19 protein-coding genes are annotated in these 20,404 nt (G+C 65.3%); 5 read left to right on the top strand and 14 right to left on the bottom strand.

What is annotated here, in order from left to right:
* Positions 1-259 precede the first annotated feature (259 nt).
* Genes JQ627_RS33310 through JQ627_RS33330 form a run of 5 tightly spaced genes read right to left on the bottom strand, consistent with a single transcriptional unit; the run spans position 260 to position 3,406 of the window.
* Entirely contained in the window at positions 260-1,018 is a 759-nt protein-coding gene (locus JQ627_RS33310; RefSeq protein WP_212488593.1) for an HAD family hydrolase, read from the bottom strand.
* The gene (hemF, locus tag JQ627_RS33315; RefSeq protein WP_212488594.1) at positions 1,009-1,908 is read right to left on the bottom strand and encodes an oxygen-dependent coproporphyrinogen oxidase; all 900 of its coding nucleotides are present in this window, start codon (positions 1,906-1,908) and stop codon (positions 1,009-1,011) included. Before hemF ends, JQ627_RS33310 begins: the two co-directional genes overlap by 10 nt.
* A 4-nt stretch (positions 1,909-1,912) precedes the next feature.
* Positions 1,913-2,278, bottom strand: a complete 366-nt coding sequence (locus tag JQ627_RS33320) for a 6-carboxytetrahydropterin synthase (RefSeq protein ID WP_028153666.1) — start codon at positions 2,276-2,278, stop codon at positions 1,913-1,915.
* Between the two features lie 17 nt (positions 2,279-2,295).
* Entirely contained in the window at positions 2,296-2,928 is a 633-nt protein-coding gene (gene queE / locus JQ627_RS33325) for a 7-carboxy-7-deazaguanine synthase (protein WP_212488595.1), read from the bottom strand.
* A 10-nt stretch (positions 2,929-2,938) separates the two neighbouring features.
* A complete protein-coding gene (locus JQ627_RS33330; protein WP_212488642.1) occupies positions 2,939-3,406 on the bottom strand; it encodes a tRNA (cytidine(34)-2'-O)-methyltransferase in 468 nt (155 codons plus the stop codon).
* A gap of 290 nt (positions 3,407-3,696) precedes the next feature.
* Here JQ627_RS33330 and petA point away from each other — a divergent pair, with 290 nt between their 5' ends.
* The 5 genes from petA (at position 3,697) to JQ627_RS33355 (ending at position 10,118) form a co-directional block, all read left to right on the top strand.
* Positions 3,697-4,227, top strand: coding sequence for a ubiquinol-cytochrome c reductase iron-sulfur subunit (petA, locus tag JQ627_RS33335; protein WP_212488596.1), 531 nt, complete (start codon positions 3,697-3,699; stop codon positions 4,225-4,227).
* A 62-nt stretch (positions 4,228-4,289) separates the two neighbouring features.
* Positions 4,290-6,353 carry a cytochrome b/c1 gene (gene fbcH / locus JQ627_RS33340; protein ID WP_212488597.1) on the top strand — a complete coding sequence of 688 codons (2,064 nt, stop codon included), beginning with the start codon at positions 4,290-4,292 and terminating at the stop codon, positions 6,351-6,353.
* 147 nt (positions 6,354-6,500) lie between these two features.
* Entirely contained in the window at positions 6,501-7,175 is a 675-nt protein-coding gene (locus JQ627_RS33345) for a dienelactone hydrolase family protein (protein ID WP_212488598.1), read from the top strand.
* Positions 7,176-7,403: 228 nt separating this feature from the next.
* The gene (locus JQ627_RS33350; RefSeq protein ID WP_212488599.1) at positions 7,404-9,569 is read left to right on the top strand and encodes an anthranilate synthase component I; all 2,166 of its coding nucleotides are present in this window, start codon (positions 7,404-7,406) and stop codon (positions 9,567-9,569) included.
* Between the two features lie 9 nt (positions 9,570-9,578).
* Positions 9,579-10,118, top strand: a complete 540-nt coding sequence (locus JQ627_RS33355; RefSeq protein ID WP_212488600.1) for an adenine phosphoribosyltransferase — start codon at positions 9,579-9,581, stop codon at positions 10,116-10,118.
* A gap of 24 nt (positions 10,119-10,142) precedes the next feature.
* Here the strand turns inward: JQ627_RS33355 and JQ627_RS33360 are convergent, their stop codons facing one another.
* The 9 genes from JQ627_RS33360 to JQ627_RS33400 form a co-directional block, all read right to left on the bottom strand.
* Positions 10,143-10,475 (bottom strand): GIY-YIG nuclease family protein, encoded by a 333-nt coding sequence (locus JQ627_RS33360; RefSeq protein WP_212488601.1) that lies wholly within the window; start codon positions 10,473-10,475, stop codon positions 10,143-10,145.
* Between the two features lie 93 nt (positions 10,476-10,568).
* On the bottom strand, positions 10,569-11,237 hold the full coding sequence (locus JQ627_RS33365; RefSeq protein WP_212488602.1) for a hypothetical protein: 669 nt from the start codon (positions 11,235-11,237) through the stop codon (positions 10,569-10,571).
* Between the two features lie 62 nt (positions 11,238-11,299).
* The gene (locus tag JQ627_RS33370) at positions 11,300-12,052 is read right to left on the bottom strand and encodes a hypothetical protein (protein ID WP_039146506.1); all 753 of its coding nucleotides are present in this window, start codon (positions 12,050-12,052) and stop codon (positions 11,300-11,302) included.
* 206 nt (positions 12,053-12,258) lie between these two features.
* A complete protein-coding gene (locus tag JQ627_RS33375) occupies positions 12,259-13,461 on the bottom strand; it encodes a M48 family metallopeptidase (RefSeq protein ID WP_212488603.1) in 1,203 nt (400 codons plus the stop codon).
* Between the two features lie 32 nt (positions 13,462-13,493).
* Positions 13,494-14,054, bottom strand: a complete 561-nt coding sequence (locus tag JQ627_RS33380) for a LemA family protein (protein WP_028158227.1) — start codon at positions 14,052-14,054, stop codon at positions 13,494-13,496.
* Between the two features lie 136 nt (positions 14,055-14,190).
* Positions 14,191-15,171 carry a small ribosomal subunit Rsm22 family protein gene (locus tag JQ627_RS33385; protein WP_212488604.1) on the bottom strand — a complete coding sequence of 327 codons (981 nt, stop codon included), beginning with the start codon at positions 15,169-15,171 and terminating at the stop codon, positions 14,191-14,193.
* A gap of 151 nt (positions 15,172-15,322) precedes the next feature.
* Positions 15,323-18,787, bottom strand: coding sequence for a chromosome segregation protein SMC (gene smc / locus JQ627_RS33390; protein ID WP_212488605.1), 3,465 nt, complete (start codon positions 18,785-18,787; stop codon positions 15,323-15,325).
* A gap of 217 nt (positions 18,788-19,004) precedes the next feature.
* A complete protein-coding gene (locus tag JQ627_RS33395; RefSeq protein ID WP_212488606.1) occupies positions 19,005-19,661 on the bottom strand; it encodes a DsbA family protein in 657 nt (218 codons plus the stop codon).
* Positions 19,662-19,801: 140 nt separating this feature from the next.
* Positions 19,802-20,293 carry a DUF721 domain-containing protein gene (locus JQ627_RS33400; protein WP_212488607.1) on the bottom strand — a complete coding sequence of 164 codons (492 nt, stop codon included), beginning with the start codon at positions 20,291-20,293 and terminating at the stop codon, positions 19,802-19,804.
* Positions 20,294-20,404: the final 111 nt, after the last annotated feature.

Here is a 20,404-nt window from a genome sequence, read left to right on the forward strand (position 1 = left end):
CCGAGATCAATCAGCTCAGTGTGACGGTGGGGCGGATGGTTGCCGGAGGGCAACGGCGCCCGTTCGCTGCGCGGTCTCGTGCGCGGAACGCTCGAATGTCGAGAGGCCGCTTATCAGGCGGCCTTTCCATCGCAAGCGTTGCTATGATGGCATCATGCCCGTGTTTTGCCCGACGGGTCAAAGGCTTTTCGTAAAATCCGTAAGTCCTTGAATTTGCAGCGGCCGGCTACTGTGCATGGGGTTGTTTTCGCTGTTTTAGTCAGACCGGCCCCGGCACGAGCTCGGTCAGCGAGCGGATGATGCGATCCGGCTTGACGGTCGATCCCTCGGGCAGGCCGTCGCCATGCACGTCGATCCAGATCGAATAGATGCCGAGGCGTTGCGGCGTCACGACTTCCCATTCCAGATTGTCGCCGATCATCCAGGTGTCGTCTGCGGTGACGCCGAGGGCGTCCATCGCGTGCAGATAGGCGCGCTCCTCGGGCTTGCCGAAACCGTGCTCGCCCTCGATCTGGATGTGATCGAAGCGATGGGTCAGCTCGAAGCGCTCGACCTTGGCGCGCTGCATGTCGGCGGCGCCGTTGGTGACCAGCGCGAGCTTGACGCCGTGCGCCTTGAACGCGTCGATCGCATCATGCGCGCCCGGAAAAACGAAGATCGCTTCCTCGCGATAGGTGGTGAAGCGGTCGGCGAGGCGATTGGCGAGATCGTCGGAGAGGGCGCGGTGGCCGTCTGCGGCGAGCGCGGCGAAGCCGCCTCGCACCGTGAGCCGCCGTGCCTCGCCAAGCTTCATCCGCCACGCGGCTTCCGCAGTCGACCAGAACTGCCGCGCATAGGCGAGCACCGCGGTCGCGACCTGCGGCGGCGGCAGCGGCGCGAGCTCCTCGGCAAACTCGTTCGCGATCGTGTTCCAGGCGATCTCGGGCCGGCCATAGGCCGAGAGGATGGTGTCGTCCATGTCGATCAGCATGGCGCGCGGCAGCGGCTTTGATGCGGGCTTCATCGCGGTCATGGCCATTTCACCTCCGGCGGCAGCGACGACAGGATCGAGTCCACATTGCCGCCGGTCTTGAGCCCGAAGATGGTGCCGCGGTCGTAGAGCAGGTTGAACTCGACATAGCGGCCACGCCGGATCAATTGCTCCTCGCGATCATCAGCGGTCCAGGCGCTCGCGAAATTGCGCCGGACGATGTCAGGGTAGATCTTCAGGAAGGCGCGGCCGACATCCCGGGTGAAGGCGAGGTCGGCGTCCCAGTCGCCGCTGTCGTGCCAGTCGTAGAAGATGCCACCGATGCCGCGCGCCTCTTTGCGGTGTGGCAGGTAGAAATACTCGTCGCACCATTTCTTGTACTTGTCGTAGTCGGCGACGCCGTTCGGCTGTGTGCAGGCCTCTTTCATCGCGGCGTGGAAGGCGAGCGTGTCGGCATCGTCCTGCGTGCGCCGGCGGTTGAGCACCGGCGTGAGATCGGCGCCGCCGCCGAACCATGCCTTTGTGGTGACGACGAAGCGCGTGTTCATGTGCACGGCGGGCACGTGCGGATTGCGAATATGCGCGATCAGCGAGATGCCGGAGGCCCAGAACCTGGGGTCGTCTGCTGCGCCCGGGATCTGTGCGCGAAACTCGGGCGCGAATTCGCCGTGGACCGTCGAGCAGTGCACGCCGACCTTCTCGAACAGGCGGCCGGACATCATCGACATCACGCCGCCGCCGCCGGGCGCGCCGGTATGATCGGTGCGCTGCCAGGGCGTGCGTTTGAAGCGGCCGGCTTCGCCCGGATAAAGGCTTTGCGGCGCGTCATCCTCCAGCCGCTCGAAGCTCGCGCAGATGTCGTCGCGCAAGCGCTCGAACCAGGCGCGGGCGCGGGTCTTGCGATCTTCGATCGTGCTCGGGTCCAATGTGGATGTCATTTGATCAGCCCTGCGGACCGTAATAGGTGCAGCTCTCGTTGCAACTGTCGCGGTGGATGCTGACGCGGGTGAGCTTGCCGATATGCTGTAGCCGCTCCCAGACGAAGCGCGAGAGGTTTTCCAGCGTCGGTGTGCCCAGCGCCTCGATCTTGTTGAGGTATTTGTGGTCCAGCGTCAGCCGGACGTCCTCGATGGCGCGCTGGACGAGGCCGAGATCGACCACCATGCCGGTCGCAGGGTCCGGCGTGCCGCGCAACGTCACCTCGGCGCGGAAGGAGTGGCCGTGGATCTCTTCGCTCGCCGCGCCAAACGTCGTTCCCGACAGTGAATGCGCCGCCTCGAAGCGGAACGATTTCGTCAATTCCCACATCTGTTCGAAAACCAATCCTATCTGATGCCGAGCGACTTATGCGTCTGCACGCTCAGCCGCCATTGCGGATGACGCAGGCAATAGTCGATCGCGCGCACGGTGTTCTGGGCGACTTCCGGTCCGTCCATCGGCTGGAGCGAGAAGCGCTCGAAGGCGAGATCCTCGAAGGCCTCTGGCGCGGCGAGGGCCTGCGGATAGACCAGCTTCAGTTCGTGGCCGCGGCGCTGCACGAGCTCGCTGCCGCCCTTGGGGCTGACGCAGATCCAGTCGAGCCCGGCGGGCGCGGCAATCGTCCCGTTGGTCTCGACGCCAATCTCGAAGCCTCTCGCATGGAGCGCGTCGATCAGGGCGCCGTCGACCTGGAGCAGCGGCTCGCCGCCGGTGAGCACGACGTAGCGGTTGTCGGATGATGCGGTCCATTGTGCGGCGATGGTGTCGGCGAGTTCCACGGCGGAGGCATAGCGGCCCCCGAGCGTGCCGTCGGTCCCGACGAAATCCGTGTCGCAGAATTTGCAGGTCGCATCCACCCGGTCGGCCTCGCGGCCGCTCCAGAGGTTGCAGCCCGCAAAGCGGCAGAACACGGACGCGCGCCCGGCATGGGCGCCTTCGCCTTGCAGGGTCAGGAAGATTTCCTTGACCGCGTAACTCAAGCTTCTCTCCTCAATCTGATGGGCCTGCGGGGTTCCGGAGCTGCCGCAGCGCCTCGCCTGCGGCCATCGCCGCAGTCATGGCGACATTGAGCGACCGCAGCCCCGCCGTGATCGGGATCACCAGCCGCGCATCCGCAGCCTCGACCACCGCATCGGTGACACCGGCGCTCTCGCGTCCGAATAGCAGGATGTCCGGCGTCTGGTAACGGAAATCGCGGTAGTCGGTGGCCCCTTTGGTGGTGAACAGCAGCAGGCGGGAGCCCTGTACCGCGCGCCATTCCTCGAATTTCGACCAGGAGTCGTGGCGGGTCACGCTGACATGGTCGAGGTAATCCATTCCCGCCCGGCGGAACAAGCGGTCGGAGAATGGGAATCCCGCCGGCTCGATGATATGGGCGGCCATGCCCAGGCAGGCGCAGAGCCTGAGAATCGTGCCGGTGTTCTGAGCGATGTCGGGTTGGAAGAGCGCGATCTGCATGGGCTGTGCAAGGGCTGTATCGGGGTCGGTGCGGGCCGGAAATGTCTCAATAAAACATCGCTGGCCGCGGAATTCGTGCATTGCACGCTCCCACGCCGTTAGCGGGCTTGCGCTCGCCCGGCAAGGGTGCCAATAGAACGATTCTGGACTGCTGTTTTTCGCCTTGTTTTGGCGAAGACAAGCCAAGTTCTGCCGCCGCGGGGGGCCGCGGGCGCCGGCACACTGCTCTGGGGACCTTGGGGGCTCCTGGAGCGGTTCCGTCGGCAGCATAAGAAGAAAGGGTTGGAATCGTGACGACAGCGTCTTCGGCGGACCATCCGACACGCCGTGATTTCTTATTCGTTGCAACGGGGGCAGCTGCAGCAGTAGGGGGCGCAGCCGCGCTCTGGCCCTTCATCTCTCAAATGAATCCTGATGCGTCGACCATCGCCGCCGGTGCGCCGATCGAGGTCGATCTCAGCCCGGTCGCCGAGGGACAGGACATCAAGGTGTTCTGGCGCGGCAAGCCGATCTACATCAGCCACCGCACCAAGAAACAGATCGAAGAGGCGCGCGCCGTCAACGTGGCGAGCCTGCCCGATCCGCAGTCCGACGAGGCCCGGGTCAAGCCCGGCCATGAGCAGTGGCTGGTCGTGATCGGCATCTGCACCCATCTCGGCTGCATCCCGATCGCTCATGAGGGCAATTACGACGGGTTCTTCTGCCCCTGCCATGGTTCGCAGTACGATTCGTCCGGCCGCATCCGCCAGGGGCCCGCGCCCGCGAACCTGCCGGTGCCGCCGTACCAGTTCGTTTCCGACACCAAAATCCAGATCGGCTGAGCTTCGGGCCTTCGTCCGAAGCTTCGCGCCGTCTCGTCGTACTATTTCCTCAGGATCGCATCATGAGCGGACCATCCGACTACCAGCCGAGCAATCCGGCACTGCAATGGATCGAGCGACGTCTGCCGATCATCGGTCTCGTCCATTCCTCCTTCGTCGTCTATCCCACCCCGCGCAACCTGAACTACTGGTGGACCTTCGGCGCCATCCTCTCCTTCATGCTGGGGATGCAGATCCTGACCGGCGTGGTCCTGGCGATGCACTACACGCCGCATGCCGATCTCGCCTTCAAGTCGGTCGAGCTGATCGTCCGTGACGTGAACTTCGGCTGGCTGCTGCGCAACATGCATGCCTGCGGCGCGTCGATGTTCTTCTTCGCGGTCTACGTCCACATGCTGCGCGGCCTCTATTACGGCTCCTACAAGGAGCCGCGCGAGGTGCTCTGGATCCTCGGCGTCATCATCTACCTCCTAATGATGGCGACGGGCTTCATGGGCTACGTGCTGCCGTGGGGCCAGATGAGCTTCTGGGGCGCCACCGTCATCACCAACCTGTTCTCCGCCATTCCCTATGTCGGCGAGAGCATCGTGACGCTTCTGTGGGGCGGCTATTCGGTCGGCAATCCGACGCTGAACCGCTTCTTCTCGCTGCATTATCTGCTGCCGTTCCTGATCGCGGGCGTCGTCGTGCTCCACGTCTGGGCGCTGCACGTCGCCGGCCAGAACAATCCTGACGGCGTCGAGCCGAAGACGGAAAAGGACACGGTGCCGTTCACGCCGCACGCGACCATCAAGGACGGGTTCGGCGTCGCCTGCTTCCTGCTGCTCTACGCCTGGTTCATCTTCTACATGCCGAACTATCTCGGTGACGCCGACAACTACATTCCGGCGAATCCGGGCGTGACGCCGCCGCACATCGTGCCGGAATGGTATTACCTGCCGTTCTACGCGATCCTGCGTTCGATCCCGAACAAGCTCGCAGGCGTCATCGGGATGTTCTCGGCGATCATCATCCTGTGCTTCCTGCCCTGGCTCGATGCCGCGAAGACGAGGTCGTCGAAGTACCGGCCGCTGGCCAAGCAGTTCTTCTGGATCTTCGTCGCGGTCTGCATCCTGCTCGGCTATCTCGGCGCCCAGCCGCCGGAAGGCATCTACGTGATCGCCGGCCGGGTCCTGACGTTCTGCTACTTCGCCTACTTCCTGATCGTGCTGCCGCTGCTCTCGCGCATCGAGACGCCGCGGCCGGTTCCGAACTCGATCTCGGAGGCGATCCTCGCCAAGAGCAGCAAAGCGGTGGCCTCCGTCGCCGTGGCGCTCGTTGCCGCTGGTGCGCTGTTCCTCGGCAACATGCAGGACGCACGTGCCTCCGAAGGCAACGACAAGCCGCCGGGCAACAAATGGTCGTTCGCCGGCCCTTTCGGTAAGTACGATCGCGGCGCGCTCCAGCGCGGGCTGAAGGTCTACAAGGAGGTCTGCTCGAGCTGCCACGGCCTGTCCTTCATCGCCTTCCGCAACCTCGCGGAAGCCGGCGGACCCGGCTACTCGGTGGCGCAGGCGGCGGCGTTTGCCTCCGACTACAAGATCAAGGACGGTCCGAACGATGCGGGTGACATGTTCGAGCGCCCGGGCCGGCCGGCGGACTATTTCCCCTCGCCATTCCCGAACGAGCAGGCCGCTCGTGCGGCGAACGGCGGCGCGGCGCCGCCCGACCTGTCGCTGATCACAAAGGCACGCTCCTACGGCCGCGGCTTCCCCTGGTTCATCTTCGACTTCTTCACCCAGTATCAGGAGCAGGGCCCGGACTACGTGGCGGCCGTGCTGCAGGGGTTTGAGGAGAAGGTGCCTGAGGGCGTGACCATCCCGGAAGGCTCCTACTACAACAAGTACTTCCCGGGCCACGCCATCAAGATGCCGAAGCCGCTCAGCGACGGCCAGGTGACCTATGACGACGGCTCGCCGACCACGGTCGCGCAATATTCCAAGGACGTCACCACGTTCCTGATGTGGGCCGCCGAGCCGCACATGGAAGCGCGCAAGCGCCTCGGCTTCCAGGTGTTCGTGTTCCTGATCATCTTCGCGTTCCTGATGTACTTCACCAAGAAGAAGGTCTGGGCCGACTCGCACTGAGCGGTGCATACGAGACAAAACAGAGAAGCCCCCGTGAGGGGGCTTTTTTATTGGACACGAGCGTGTGTTGTTTGGCGCGATTGCCTATCGCGCGCGCAGCGGCCAAAATACCGCTAACCGCTCCCCAGAAACTCGTCGGAGGACACCATGGGAACCGTGATCACCTTCAAGCGCCCGGACGGCAAGGACGCCTCGGGCTATCTCGCCAATGCCGCGCGCGGCAACGCGCCGGGCGTGGTCGTGATCCAGGAATGGTGGGGGCTGTCGGATCAGATCAAGGGCCTGTGCGACCGCTTTGCGCTGGCCGGCTTCGACGCGCTGGCGCCCGATCTCTACAAGGGCAAGGTGGTGCCGTATCACGACATGGACGCCGCCGGCAAAGAGATGAACTCGCTGGACTTCATGGATGCCACCACGCAGACCGTGCGCGGCGCCACGCAATATCTGTCGCGCAACGGTGCCAAGGTCGGCCTGACCGGCTTCTGCCTCGGCGGCGCCGTCACGATCATCGGCTCGGTGCATGTGCCGGAGCTCGCCGCCGGTGTCGTGTTCTACGGCATCCCGCCCGAGCAGGCGGCCAAGCCCGCCGACGTCAAAATCCCGCTCCAGGCCCATTTCGCCAACAAGGACGATTGGTGCACGCCCGAGCTGGTCACGGGCTTCGAAAAGGCCATGAAGGCCGCCGGCAAGTCGCTCGAGCTGTTCCGCTATGACGCCGAGCACGCCTTCGTCAACGAGCAGCGCCAGGCCGTGCACGACCGCGAAGCCGCCGAACTTGCCTGGGGAAGGGCGACGGAGTTTTTCCGGAGGCATCTGGGGTAATCGCTATTTCCGGGTCGCGGGGCCACCCTTGACGCCGTCCCCGCGCCATGGTGAGTATCCGCCCCATGAGCACCGCCGTCCGCCCAGCCCGTCTTTGGTGGCGCACCTCCTAAAGAGGTGGCCGGTGCGATTTCAATTCTCAAAATCGTCGAAGGTCGCCACGCAGTGCGGCGGCCTGATCGTTTGTCCTGTGTGGCGTTTCCTCGGCAAGTTTCGTAAGAGGACGACATGAACAGGACAGTCTTTGCCCTCCCGGCCCGAAGCGACTATGTGACGCGCGGCGGTCTCGCGATCACGCGCGTGGCGGAGCAGTTTACCGGCGGCGCCAACCGGCTCGACGATCTCATCAGCCTGCTCGACCGCCGCCGCGGCGTGGTGCTGTCCTCGGGCACCACCGTGCCCGGCCGCTACGAAAGTTTTGACCTCGGCTTCTCCGATCCGCCGCTCAAGCTCGAAACCACTGGCGTCAATTTCAAGCTGGAAGCGCTGAACGGGCGCGGGCAGGTGCTGATTGCCTTCCTCGCCGACGTTCTGCGCGAGCCCTGCGTCGTGATCTCCGAGAAGACCGCTTCGCGCCTGTCAGGCCACATCATCCGCGGCGATGCGCCGGTCGAGGAAGACCAACGCACGCGCCGCGCCAGCGTGATGTCGCTGGTGCGCGATCTCGTCGCCGCCTTCTCCGCCAATGACGACGGGCTGCTCGGCCTGTTCGGCGCCTTCGCCTATGACCTCGTGTTCCAGATCGAGGACCTCGTGCAGAAGCGTGCGCGCGAACAGGACCAACGCGACATCGTGCTCTATGTGCCGGATCGCCTTCTCGCCTATGACCGCGCCACCGGCCGCGGCGTGGTGCTGAGTTACGATTTTGCGTGGAAGGGCAAGTCCACCGAAGGCCTGCCGCGCGAGACTGCCGAGAGCCCGTACCTCAAGACGCCGCGGCAGGGTTTTGCCGATCACGCGCCCGGCGAATATCAGGCCACCGTCGAGACCGCGCGCGCGGCTTTCGCGCGCGGCGATTTGTTCGAGGCGGTGCCCGGACAACTCTTTGCCGAGCCCTGCGACCGCTCGCCGGCGGAAGTGTTCCAGCGTCTCTGCGTCATCAACCCGTCGCCCTATGGCGCGCTGATGAATCTCGGCGAGGGTGAATTTCTCGTCTCGGCCTCGCCGGAAATGTTCGTGCGCTCGGATGGACGCCGCGTCGAGACCTGCCCGATCTCGGGCACGATCGCGCGCGGCACCGATGCGATCGGCGACGCCGAGCAGATCCGCCAGCTCCTGAACTCGGAGAAGGACGAGTTCGAGCTCAACATGTGCACTGACGTCGACCGTAACGACAAGGCGCGCGTCTGCGTCCCCGGCACGATCAAGGTGCTGGCGCGGCGGCAGATCGAGACCTACTCAAAACTCTTCCACACCGTCGATCATGTCGAGGGCATGCTGCGTCCCGGCTTCGACGCGCTCGATGCCTTCCTCACCCATGCGTGGGCGGTGACGGTGACCGGCGCGCCAAAACTCTGGGCGATGCAGTTCGTCGAGGATCACGAGCGTTCGCCGCGGCGCTGGTATGCCGGCGCGATCGGCGCGGTGAATTTCGACGGCAGCATCAACACCGGCCTCACCATCCGCACCATCCGCATGAAGGATGGTCTCGCCGAGGTGCGCGTTGGTGCCACCTGCCTGTTCGACTCCGACCCCGCGGCCGAAGATCGCGAGTGCCAGGTCAAGGCCGCAGCCCTGTTCCAGGCGCTGCGCGGCGATCCGCCAAAGCCGCTGTCGGCCTTCGCACCAGATGCGACCGGTTCGGGCAAGCAGGTGCTGCTGATCGATCACGACGACAGTTTTGTGCACATGCTGGCCGATTATTTCCGCCAGGTCGGCGCCGACGTCACCGTGGTCCGCCATGTGCATGCGCTCGACATGCTCAAAAAGAAGAGGTGGGATTTGCTGGTGCTGTCGCCCGGCCCCGGCAGGCCTGAGGATTTCGCAATCAAGAAGACCATCGACGCGGCGCTCGAGAAAAAGCTGCCGGTGTTCGGTGTCTGCCTCGGCGTGCAGGCGATCGGCGAATATTTCGGCGGCGAGCTCGGTCAGCTCACGCACCCCGCCCACGGCCGGCCCTCGCGGGTGCAGGTCCGCGGCGGGCGCCTGATGCGCAATCTGCCGAACGAGATCGTCATCGGCCGCTATCACTCGCTCTATGTCGAGCGCGAGAGCATGCCCGAGGTGCTTGATGTCACCGCCAGCACCGAGGACGGCGTCGCCATGGCGCTCGAGCACAAGACCCTGCCGGTTGCCGGCGTGCAGTTCCACCCGGAATCGCTGATGTCGCTCAGCGGCGAGGCGGGCCTGCGGATTGTCGAGAATGCGTTCCGGCTGGATGCGCGCGTTGATTGAGAGGCACCAATGACTTTTGACCACGATCTGAAGGCGAGCGTCCGCACCATCGTCGACTATCCCAAGCCTGGGATCATGTTCCGCGACATCACGACCTTGCTCGCGGATGCGCGTGCGTTCCGCCGTGCGGTCGACGAGCTGGTCAATCCCTGGGCCGGCAACAAGATCGACAAGGTCGCCGGCATGGAAGCGCGCGGCTTCATCATCGGCGGCGCGGTGGCGCACCAGCTCTCCGCCGGCTTCGTGCCGATCCGCAAGAAAGGCAAGCTGCCGCACACCACCGTGCGCATCGCTTACTCTCTCGAATATGGCATCGACGAGATGGAGATGCATGTCGACGCGATCCGCCCCGGCGAGCGGGTGATCCTGGTTGACGATCTCATCGCCACCGGCGGCACTGCGGAAGGTGCGGTGAAGCTGCTGCGCCAGATCGGCGCCAATGTGGTCGCCGCCTGCTTCATCGTCGATCTGCCCGATCTCGGCGGTGCCGCCAAGCTGCGCGCCATGGACGTGCCGGTGCGCACGCTGACGACGTTCGAGGGGCACTGAGCCGCGTCGGCGCCCCGGCGATCGTCAGATCGCCTCGGCCTTCAATGCCGACCGCCAATGCAGCATGCGCTCCTTCAAGAGCGCATTCCTGACGTAGTCCGTCTCCTCATCTTCCAGACGCTCGCATTCGCCGAACGTCAGGCCCGCCTCGCCATGCGCGTTCCAGGCGGCCTGGAGGGCGCGGCAGGTGTGGCTGCCCTGGCGCAGCGAGAACCAGATGCGGTTCTGGATGGTCTCCAGGTTCGGCGCCTGGCCGACCCAGGCCTCGCCGGAGGCCGCGCAGCGGACGACGAAGATGCCCGCAATGGTCTTCCGCTCCTTGTAGGCGGCGACGGCTGCCTTCCGGTCGATGCTCACGGGGGTGGGACCTTGCTGAGGGGGATACCGATGTCCGCCTCGATAGATCCGGTCGGGCTCGCAGTCAATATTGTCCGGGTAAAAATTATCGCCTCAGGACCGCTGCAGGATCAGGCTGAGCTCGAGCTCGCGGAAGGCGAGGTAGTTCCGCCGGGTCCACTGGTGCAGCTCGGTGGAGGCGTCCTTTTCCTGGCGCAGATAGCCGGTGAAGGAGAAGTTCAGCCGGTCGATATAGGTTTTCAGGAAGCCGGGCAGCGCGGGCAGGCGGAACAACCGGCCGCCGGCCATCGCCGCCGGCAACTCGCCGCGGACGACGTATTCGTTGTCGACCGTGATCAGGTTCACGCGCGGGATTTGATCGCGCAGCATCTCATGGGCGCGGGCCGAGACGCGGTCGGTGTCGGCGAGGAACATGATCATCGGCGCGACATGCCGGCGTGCCGCCTCCTTGAGCAGGCCGATCTCGTCGGTCATCTTGAAGAACTCGTCGAAGGCGTGGAAGCCGAGGTCGATGACCTTGGCAAGCCCGTCGTCGACGATGACGCGGTCCATCAGCTGCATCTTGCCGTAGGTGTCGATCACGTCGGCGGTCTCGGTGATCTTTGGCAGATAGTCGAGCAGCGACGGCTCCTTCAGATTGACGTCGAAGGCCGTGACGTTGCCGTTCTTGAGCAACAGGAACTCGCTCAACAGCCGCGCCAGCAGGGTCTTGCCGACCTGCGGGCGGGGCGAGCAGATGATGTAGACGGGCGTTGCGGACATTGCGAACTATTATCTGAGCGGACTTGTCGCTCAATCCAGCCGTATCCGCCCGGGGTCCGCAACTATTTTTCGCTGCTGCGGGTGGCGGGCTTCGAACCGACGATGTCGGTCAGCCGGATCCGGTCGAACTCGCTCCAGACATTCGCCAGCCAGTGCCGGACATAGCCGCGCAGCACGAACGAATAGTTCGCGGCCTCGTCGTTGATGCCCTTGTTGGCGACGAATTTCAGGAACGGGACGGAGGATACCTCGACCTGTTCATAGGCCATTTCGTTGAGCTTGGGGATGGTCAGCTCGGTCGCGTCCTTGATGCGGTGGAAATAGGAATTGTAGGTCGACTGGTCCCATTGGAAGAACTGGGTGTCGTTGATGAAGTTCTTCACCAGGAAATATTTTGCGCCGCCCATGAAGCCCGCGGTCTCGGCGATCTCGTCCAGCGAGGCGATCGAGGGGCCGAGGATATGGAACACCGCGAAGGTGATCTGGCCGGCCTTCGCGGCGTCGAGGAAGCCGATGTCGCGGAGCGAAGCCAATGCCGGCGAGAGCAGGCCGGCGCGGACGTCGATCACGGTCACCGACGGGCTCGCCGCGTTGAGCGTGTCGAAAATCTTCATCTGATCGGCCGTCGTCATCATGTCGACGATCTCGGTGATCTCGGGGTGGAAGCGCTTCAGGGTTCCGCGCGGCGACTCCGTGTCGAAGGCGCGTGTCGGTACGTTGTTGGCGGAAAAATAATCGAGCAAGGTGCGGGACACCGTGGTCTTGCCCACTCCGCCCTTGTCCGCGCCCACCACAACCACTGCCGGCTTTGCCATTGCTGTCCCCTAACGCGCCCTCCGATTGCGAGGTCGCAATCGGCCGGGCCCCAAATCGATGTCCCAAGGATGTCCCAAGTCTGCTGTTGGGCGCGAACATGGCAGAAACAAGGGAGAATTCAAATCCTCGGCCTCTGGTTGTGGCAATTTCCGAGGTTTTTCCCAATCGCAACGCAACCCTTCGCAAGTCGCTTAAAATCCCACCCTTAACGACGGCCCCATGGACCCATCGGGTTGCCGGCTGCAGTTCCGGAGGGGGCGGGCACGGGCGGCGGACTGGCCGGGCCGCTTGCATCCCCCCAGGGCCCCTGGCGCAACGGCGACGGGCCGTCCTGCCGCTCCACCTGTGCCTCAGGCTCGTTCGCCTCGTCGGGCGGTGGCAGCGGGCCGGGATCATGGCCGCCCGCGAACTTGACCAGCGCGTCGACCCGGGACTGCACCGAGGGATGGGTCGCGAACAAATCGGCAAAGCCCTCGCGCGGATTGTCGACGCAGAGCTCCATTACCGCCGAGGTGGCGCCCGGCAGCTCGCCGCGGTTCTCGATCTTGCGCAGCGCCGAGATCATGGCGTCTGGATCTTTCGTCAGCTCGACCGAGCCAGCGTCGGCGAGATATTCGCGCGAACGCGACAGCGCGAGCTTCACCACCTGCGACACCAGCCACGCCACCACGATCAGCACGACCGCGATGATGATCACGATCACCGCACCTCCGCCGGAGCTCTTGCCGTCGCTTGACGACGAGGACGATCGCGACGATGAGGACGAGCCCGACGACCACGAGCCGCCGGAGCCGGAGCTCCAGCTGAAATTCGTGAACAGGCGGAAGAACAATTCGCCGAAGAAGCCGACCACGCCGGCAATGATGACGGCGACGACCATGAGCTGCACGTCGCCGTTCTTGATGTGGGTCAGCTCGTGGCCCAGCACCGCCTCGGTCTCCTTGTCGTTCAGCGCATTGAGGAGACCCGTGGTCACGGTGATCGAATATTGCCGCGGATTGAGGCCGGTTGCGAATGCGTTCAGCGCCGGGCTCTCCATGATCTTCAGCTTCGGCATGGTGATGCCGCGCGAGATGCAGAGGTTTTCGAGCAGATTGTAGAGCCGCGGCTCCTCCTGCCGGGTAACGTCATGGCCGCCGGTCACGGCGTCGATCATCGACTGGTGGAAGAAATAGGCGATCACGATCCAGACGGCCGCCGCGATCGTCGCGAAGGGAGCGGCTTTGAGCAGGTCGGCGAAGGCGCGGCTCAGATAGTAGGCGACGGTTTCATTGCCGTTGAGGACGACTTCGGCGACCAGCGCGCCGGCATAGACCAGCACGTAAACCAGCGCGAACAGGCCGGCGAGCAGCACCATCGAACGAAACTTGTTCGAGGCGATGTGCGTGTAGAGACCATACGCGGCCATGACGCGATGCCCTGCCGGCCTATCGGCTCAAATCAGAACTTCACCTGCGGCGCCGCCTCGACCTCGGTGCGGCTGGCGCCGAGATCGAAGAAATCCTTCTTGGTGAAGCCGAACATGCCGGCGAACAGGGCTGCGGGCATCTGCTGGATGCCGGTGTTGTATTCCTGGACCGCGTTGTTGAAGAAGCGGCGGCTCGCCGCAATCTTGTTCTCGAGGTCGGAGAGCTCGCTGGCGAGCTGCTGGAAATTGGCGTTGGCCTTGAGGTCCGGATAGGCCTCCGACAGCGCGATCAGCCGGCCGAGCGCGCCGGAGAGCTGGTTCTCGGCGGCGGACACCTGCGCCGGTCCCTGCGCGGACATCGCCGAGTTGCGCGCCTTGATGACGTCGTCGAGCGTGCCGCGCTCATGCGAAGCATAGCCCTTCACCGTCTCGACCAGGTTCGGGATCAGGTCGTGGCGCTGCTTGAGCTGCACGTCGATATCGGCAAAGGCCTGGCCGACGCGCTGGCCCAGCGCCACCAGCCGGTTGTAGGCGCTGAACGCCAGGAACACGAGGACGACGATGACGCCGAGGACGATCCAGCCGGTCGACATGGAGAACTCCTGAAGGGGAAAGAAGGCGGGCGCAGCCTAGACCAAATTGGCGCAGGATGAGAGCCCGGCGCAGAGGGAGGTAAGACTTGGTCGAATGAGGAACCATCCGAGTTCAAGGCAAAAGCGCCCGACGAAGTTAACTTTCGGCAATGACCGCGTCGCCCCAGCGCCAGCGCCGGGCGTTTGCATAGGCGGCCTTGTCGCGCCGCGGGACCTTGATGATCGCGAGGTTCTCTTCCGTGCAGAGCTTTGCGCTTATCTCGGCCTTGCCGACATCCGGCGGCGCCAGCACGCGCGCGGCCCGTGTTGCTGGCGCTGTTCGGGTCAGGGCGACGTAAATAAAACGTTCGTCCTCGAACGGCACCTCAGCGCCCTTGATCTGCCGGTGCGCCTGGGAGCGCGGCAGGCGCTGGTTGAAATGGCACCAGTCGGACGCCGCGAGCGGGCAGGGCTTTTCATGCGGGCAGGGCGCGGCGACGTAGGCACCTAGCGCGATCAATTGCTGACGCAGCGCGAGGATGCGGGCGTATCCCGCCGGCGTGCCGGGCTCGATCACGACCAGGGCGTGACGTGCTTTGGCCCACATCGCCTCCGTGAGCCTGCGCTGATCGGCCTCGCTGAGCTCGCCGATGATGTAGCTGGCTACGACGAGATCGGCTTGCGAGACCTCGGCGAGGTTGCCGCCGGCATCGCCGGGCAGATAGCGGCACTCCGCCAGTCGCGTGCTGTCGCGCGCCAGCTCAAGCGCGAGCCGGCTCAGCGTGGCGTTGGCGTCGAGCAGTGTAAAATCCTGCAGCGACGGAAACGCCTCCGCTGCGGCCCAGCTCGCGGTGCCCGGACCTGCACCAACATCGAGCAATGTTTCCGGGGCGAACTCAGGTACGATTTCGGTCAGCGCATTCAGGCTTGCGGCAACGGCCGCATAGGTCGCCGGCATCCGCGCGAGTGCATAGGCAAGCGCATCGGCTTCCGACTTGATCGTGCCGGAGCCGCCGCCGGCACGGTAGGTGGTCGAGATTTTCTGCGACCGCTGTGCTGCGTCGGTGCGCGAAAAGCCCTGGAGCTTGCCGTCGAGGGCTGCTCTCAGTTCAGGGGGGAGTGTGGGAGCGATCATCATCCGCGGTCATACCCCGCGAAGGCGGGGCATCCAGTACTCCGAGATAGCGCCGTCAAACCGAGAGGTCACCGCGTACTGGATCATCCGCTCCAGCGCGCAATTTGCGCACAAGGCGGATGATGACGTCAATGGGTGTGGCGCGACCGCTGCCTCACGCCACGTTCTGGTCGAGAATGTCCACCGCCTCGGCCAGGCTCACCGACACCAGTTGCGAGACACCGCGCTCGGCCATGGTGACGCCGAACAGACGGTTCATCCGCGCCATCGTGATCGGGTTGTGCGTGATGATGATGAAGCGCGTGTCGGTCGAGCCGGTCATTTCGTGCAGAAGGTTGCAGTAGCGTTCGACGTTGTGGTCGTCGAGCGGCGCGTCGACTTCGTCCAGCACGCAGATCGGCGACGGGTTGGTGAGGAACACCGCGAAGATCAGCGCCATCGCGGTCAGCGCCTGCTCGCCGCCCGAGAGCAGCGACAGCGTCTGCGGCTTCTTGCCCGGGGGCTTGGCGATGATTTCGAGACCGGCTTCCAGCGGGTCGTCGCTCTCGATCAAATGCAGCGCGGCCTCGCCGCCGCCGAACAGCTCGACGAACAGGCGCTTGAAGTGGTTGTTCACGACCTCGAACGAGGTCAGCAGCCGCTCGCGCGCTTCCTTGTTGAGGCTCTGGATGCCCTGGCGCAGCCGCTTGATGGCTTCAACGAGGTCATCGCGCTCGGTGACGAGGCCGGTGTGCTGGGTCTCGACCTCGCGCAGCTCTTCCTCGGCGCGCAGATTCACTGCGCCGAGGCGCTCGCGGTCGCGGCGCATCTTTTCGAGGTCTTCCTCGATGTCGTGCAGCGGCGGCAGCTCCGCGTCGGGCTCGATCTCGGCGAGGCCGGCAACGGCCTGCGGCTCGACTTCGAGCATGTCGCGAATCTCGCGCTCGATGTCCTCGAGCCGGCGCCGCGAACCTTCCATGCGCTCCTCGGCGCGGGCGGTGGCCTCGCGCGAGCTCGAGAGCGCTTCGAGGGTCAATTTCGCGACGCGATCGGTTTCGGCCATCGCGGTCTCGGCCGAGGCGAGCGCATCGGCGGCCATGCGGCGGTCGTTTTCAGCGTATTCGATCTCGGTGATCAGCGCGCTGCGCTTCTCGGCGAACACTTGCGGTGCGTTTTCGAGATCGCTGCGCTCGATCGAGACCTCGGTGATGCGGGTCTGGATGGTGTCGATGTGAGAGGCCGCGCTTTCCTTGCGGTTCTGCCACTCGGTGCGCTCAGCGAGGATCGCCTGCACGCGGCGGTCGGCAAGCTCGGCCTCGCGCGCCAGCGCCTGCGCCTCGGCGCGGACCTGCGCGGCCATGCGGCGATGGCCTTCGATGTCGCTGCGGACGGCGGCGAGACGGGTCTCGGTGTCCTCGCTCGACGGCAGCTCGGTGATGCCGGCCTCGGCATATTCGTAGGCGGCCTCGGCCTCGGCACGGTCGGCGGCGAGACGGCTGTGCGCCTCCGACAGCGTCGCCTTGCGCGCGGCGCGGCGGCTGATCTCGCGCTCGGCCGTGGCATGGCGCTCACGCGCGACGTTCAGCTCGCGCTGGGCGGCGCGCCAGGCTTCGCGCGAAGCGCCTTCCGTGCTGGCGGCCATCTGCAGCTCGGACTCGGCATTCTCCAGCGCCTGACGCTTGATCTGCGCGTCGATGCGGGCCTGCTCCAGCTCGTTCTCGATGTCGACGAGGCGGGCGCGTTCGGCAAGGCGCCGAGCCGCGCCGGTCGGGGCGTGGGCTGCGGCGACAAAGCCGTCCCAGCGCCAGACATCGCCTTCGGGCGAGACCAGCCGCTGGCCGGTCTTGAGCTGCGATACCAGCTCGGCACCTCGCTCGCGCGGCACCACGCCGATCTGCGCGAGGCGGCGCGCCAGCTCCGCGGGCGCCTGAACGTGGCTCGCGAGCGGCACGACGCCCTCGGGCAGCTCCGGATCGCCGTCGGTGACGCCGGCATTGGTCCAGCGCATCGGTGCGGACGGATCGACCGGCGCGTCGAGATCGTCGCCGAGCGCGGCGCCGATCGCCTTCTCAAAACCCTTATCGACGGTGATACCGTCGATGATCGGCGGCCACAGGTTCTTGGTCTCGCCGTTGACGATCTTGGAGATCGTGCGCGCTTCTGTATCGAGACGCTGCACGCGCTTGTCGGCTTCGACCAGCGGCGAGCGCGAGGATTCCAGTGTCTGGCGCGCGGCAACGTGCGCGGCTTCGCTCGCCTGCGCGGCGGCTTCCGAAGCAGCAAGGGTCTGCTCCGCGGTCTCGACCGTTGCGGTCAGCTCGTCGAGATCGCCGAAGCCACCGGTTTCGTCGGCGAGCTTCTGCTCCTCGGCCGCGACATTCGAAATCTCCTGGTCGAGCCGGGCGAGCTTGTCGCGGTGGGTGCGGACGTTGGCCTCGAGCTGGTTGCGCTTGGCGGTGAGGTCGGCGAGCGCGGTGGTGAGCTCGGCGAATTGCTGCTCGGTTTCGGTCAGCACCGCCTCGGCTTCGCCGACGCGCTCGTCGACGCCGGAGCGCTTCTCGACCCGCGACTTGATCTCTTCCTTCAACTCGGCATCTTCGGTGTCGAGCCGCTGCAGCGCGACGTCGGCGTCCATGGTCTGCTGCTGGGCGCGCGAGATGTCGCCTTCGAACTGGGCGAGGCGGCGCTCGAGCTCGGCAACGCGCTCCTTGGCGCGCTCTTCCTCGCGGTCGAGCAGCTCGCGGGCATTGGTCAGGCGCTGCAGCCCGGCCGCGGCGCGCGCTTCGGCATCGCGCAGCGCCGGCATTTCGGCAGCGCGGATCGCCTGGATGCGGGCGGCTTCGGCCTGGTGCTGGGTGCGCTCGGCCATCTCGCGCACGGCGAGATCATGGGTCTGGCCGGATTCGTTGACGTCGGCATGCGCGCCGATCCAGCGCAGGTGGAACAGCGTGGCTTCGGCCTTGCGGACCTTGGCCGCGACCTCGCGATAGCGCACGGCCTGACGGGCCTGCTTCTTCAGGCCTTCCATCTGGCCGGAGAGCTGGCCGATCACGTCCTCGACGCGGGTGAGGTTGGTTTCGGCGGCCTTCAGCCGCAGCTCGGCCTCGTGGCGGCGGGCGTGCAGGCCTGCGACGCCGGCAGCATCTTCCAGCACACGGCGGCGCTGCTCGGGCTTGGCCTGGATGATCTCGCCGATCTTGCCCTGGTGGACGAGCGCCGGCGAGCGCGCGCCGGTGGCGGCGTCCGCGAACAGGATCTGCACGTCGCGGGCGCGGACGTCGCGGCCGTTGATGCGATAGACCGAGCCCGCTTCACGCTCGATGCGGCGGGAGATTTCGAGAAGCTGGCTGTCGTTCATCGCCGCCGGCGCGGTGCGATCGGTGTTGTCGATCGTCATCGTCACTTCGGCGTGGTTGCGCGCGGGACGGTTGCCGGAGCCGGCGAAGATCACCGCGTCCATGTCCGCAGCGCGCAGCGATTTGTACGAGGTCTCACCCATCGCCCAGCGCAGCGCTTCGACGAGATTCGACTTGCCGCAGCCGTTGGGTCCGACCACACCGGTCAGGCCGGGCTCGATGACGAAGTCCGTTGCTTCAACGAAGGACTTGAAGCCGTGAAGGCGCAGGCGGGTGATTTTCATAAGCACGCATCTCTGTTGGCAGGCGCGAATCCCCCTGCCGGGACAATACCATGGAAGGCAATGTCACTCTCTGGGTGAGTCGCGCGAGGCGCCTCATGCGGCTGGACAATGGCCGCGGTGCGCCGCAAGGGCAACCGGCGAAAGCCGCTTTTCCCAAGGGATTTATGCCGGGAAAGCTACGGCTTTCGAGATGCGAATCAGAATCTTGACGAGCGAATCAGCTCTTCAGCAGCGGATTGATCTTCTTGGCGAATTCTTCGAACGAGGTCTCGCCCTTGATCTTCTCGCCGTTGATGAAGAAGGTCGGCGTCGAATCCACCTTCAGCACGTCGCTGGCATATTTCTGGTCGGCGGCGATCTTGTCGAGCAGCGCCTGGTCCTTCAGGCAGGCCTCGACCTGCTGCTGGGTGAGGCCGGCCTGCTTGCCGATCCGCGTCAGGGTCTCGGTGGTGTTCTTCATCACCCAGTCGCTCTGCTGGCGGAACAGCATGTCGGTGACGGCGAAGTATTTCGGCGCGTCGCCATTGGCGATGCAGCGCGACAGCATCGAGCCGGCGGCCGCTTTGATGTCGAGCGGGAACTCGCGGAAGACGTAACGCACCTTGCCGGTGTCGATGTATTCCGACTTGATCTTGGGGAACACCTGCTCGTTGAACGCTGCGCAGTGCGGGCAGGTCATCGAGGCGTATTCCGTGATGGTGACGGCGGCTTCCTTCGGGCCCAGCGCCATGTCGGGCAGCGATACGGGCTTGGCGACGTCGGCGGCGGCCTGCGCCATCGCTTCGGAGATGAACCGCAGCGGCGACAACCCGGCGAGCGCGGCAAGCCCGGTCAGCGACAGCATCGTGGTGAAGGCGCGGCGGGTGATGATCAAGGTCGGCTCCCGGGATTGGCGTGGTGTCGCCCCAGGGGTTTTATCGAGTTCCCGCCCGGGCGGCCTGTCGCTAGCTTGAAACGTCGTTTGAGGCAATGGCGAGCGGCAAGGACGGGTCCAGATTAGCGGCGGAATGAGGCTCAATTTCGCTTGATGGCGGCCCCGAGCCGGGCCAGCGCCGTCTTCAATTCTTCATCTTCGATGTCCCCCAGGCTTTCCGCCACCTTGGCCACCGATTTGGGGTCCGGCGGGCCGGGTCGCGGCCGCTGCCGGGGCCGGGACAGGGGGGCCTGGCGGAAGGCGAGCTTGCCGACCGCGCTCCAGCCGAAGAAGCGGTTGACCCGCTCCAGGATGACGTCGGCCGAATGCTGGATCTCCAGCGCCATCGGCCCCTCGACCCGCAGCACCAGGGTCGCCGGCTCCTGCGGCTGGCCCTCGACCGGCCGCGGCCATTGCATCTTCAGCGGCTCGGCATGGGCCGCGATCTCCGGCCCGGCAATCTGCGCCCACCGCGTCACCAGCTCGCGCGCGGCAAAACCCTGCTTCGCATAGGCCTCGGCAAAAACGTCGTTGAGCAGGAGCGACAGCGGCTTGGCGCTGATGGGACCGGGTTTGGGAGGGAATTTGGACATGGACCCTTATAGCACCCCGGCGCGATCCAAGGGCTCCCCGCCGCGAAGAAAGACGTGGATGCCCGCGACGAGCGCGGGCATGACGTGGAGAGGCCGGCGCGACGTGGTTAC

Origin of the sequence: Bradyrhizobium liaoningense (assembly GCF_018130785.1) — a bacterium.
Taxonomy (GTDB): Bacteria; Pseudomonadota; Alphaproteobacteria; order Rhizobiales; family Xanthobacteraceae; genus Bradyrhizobium; species Bradyrhizobium liaoningense_A.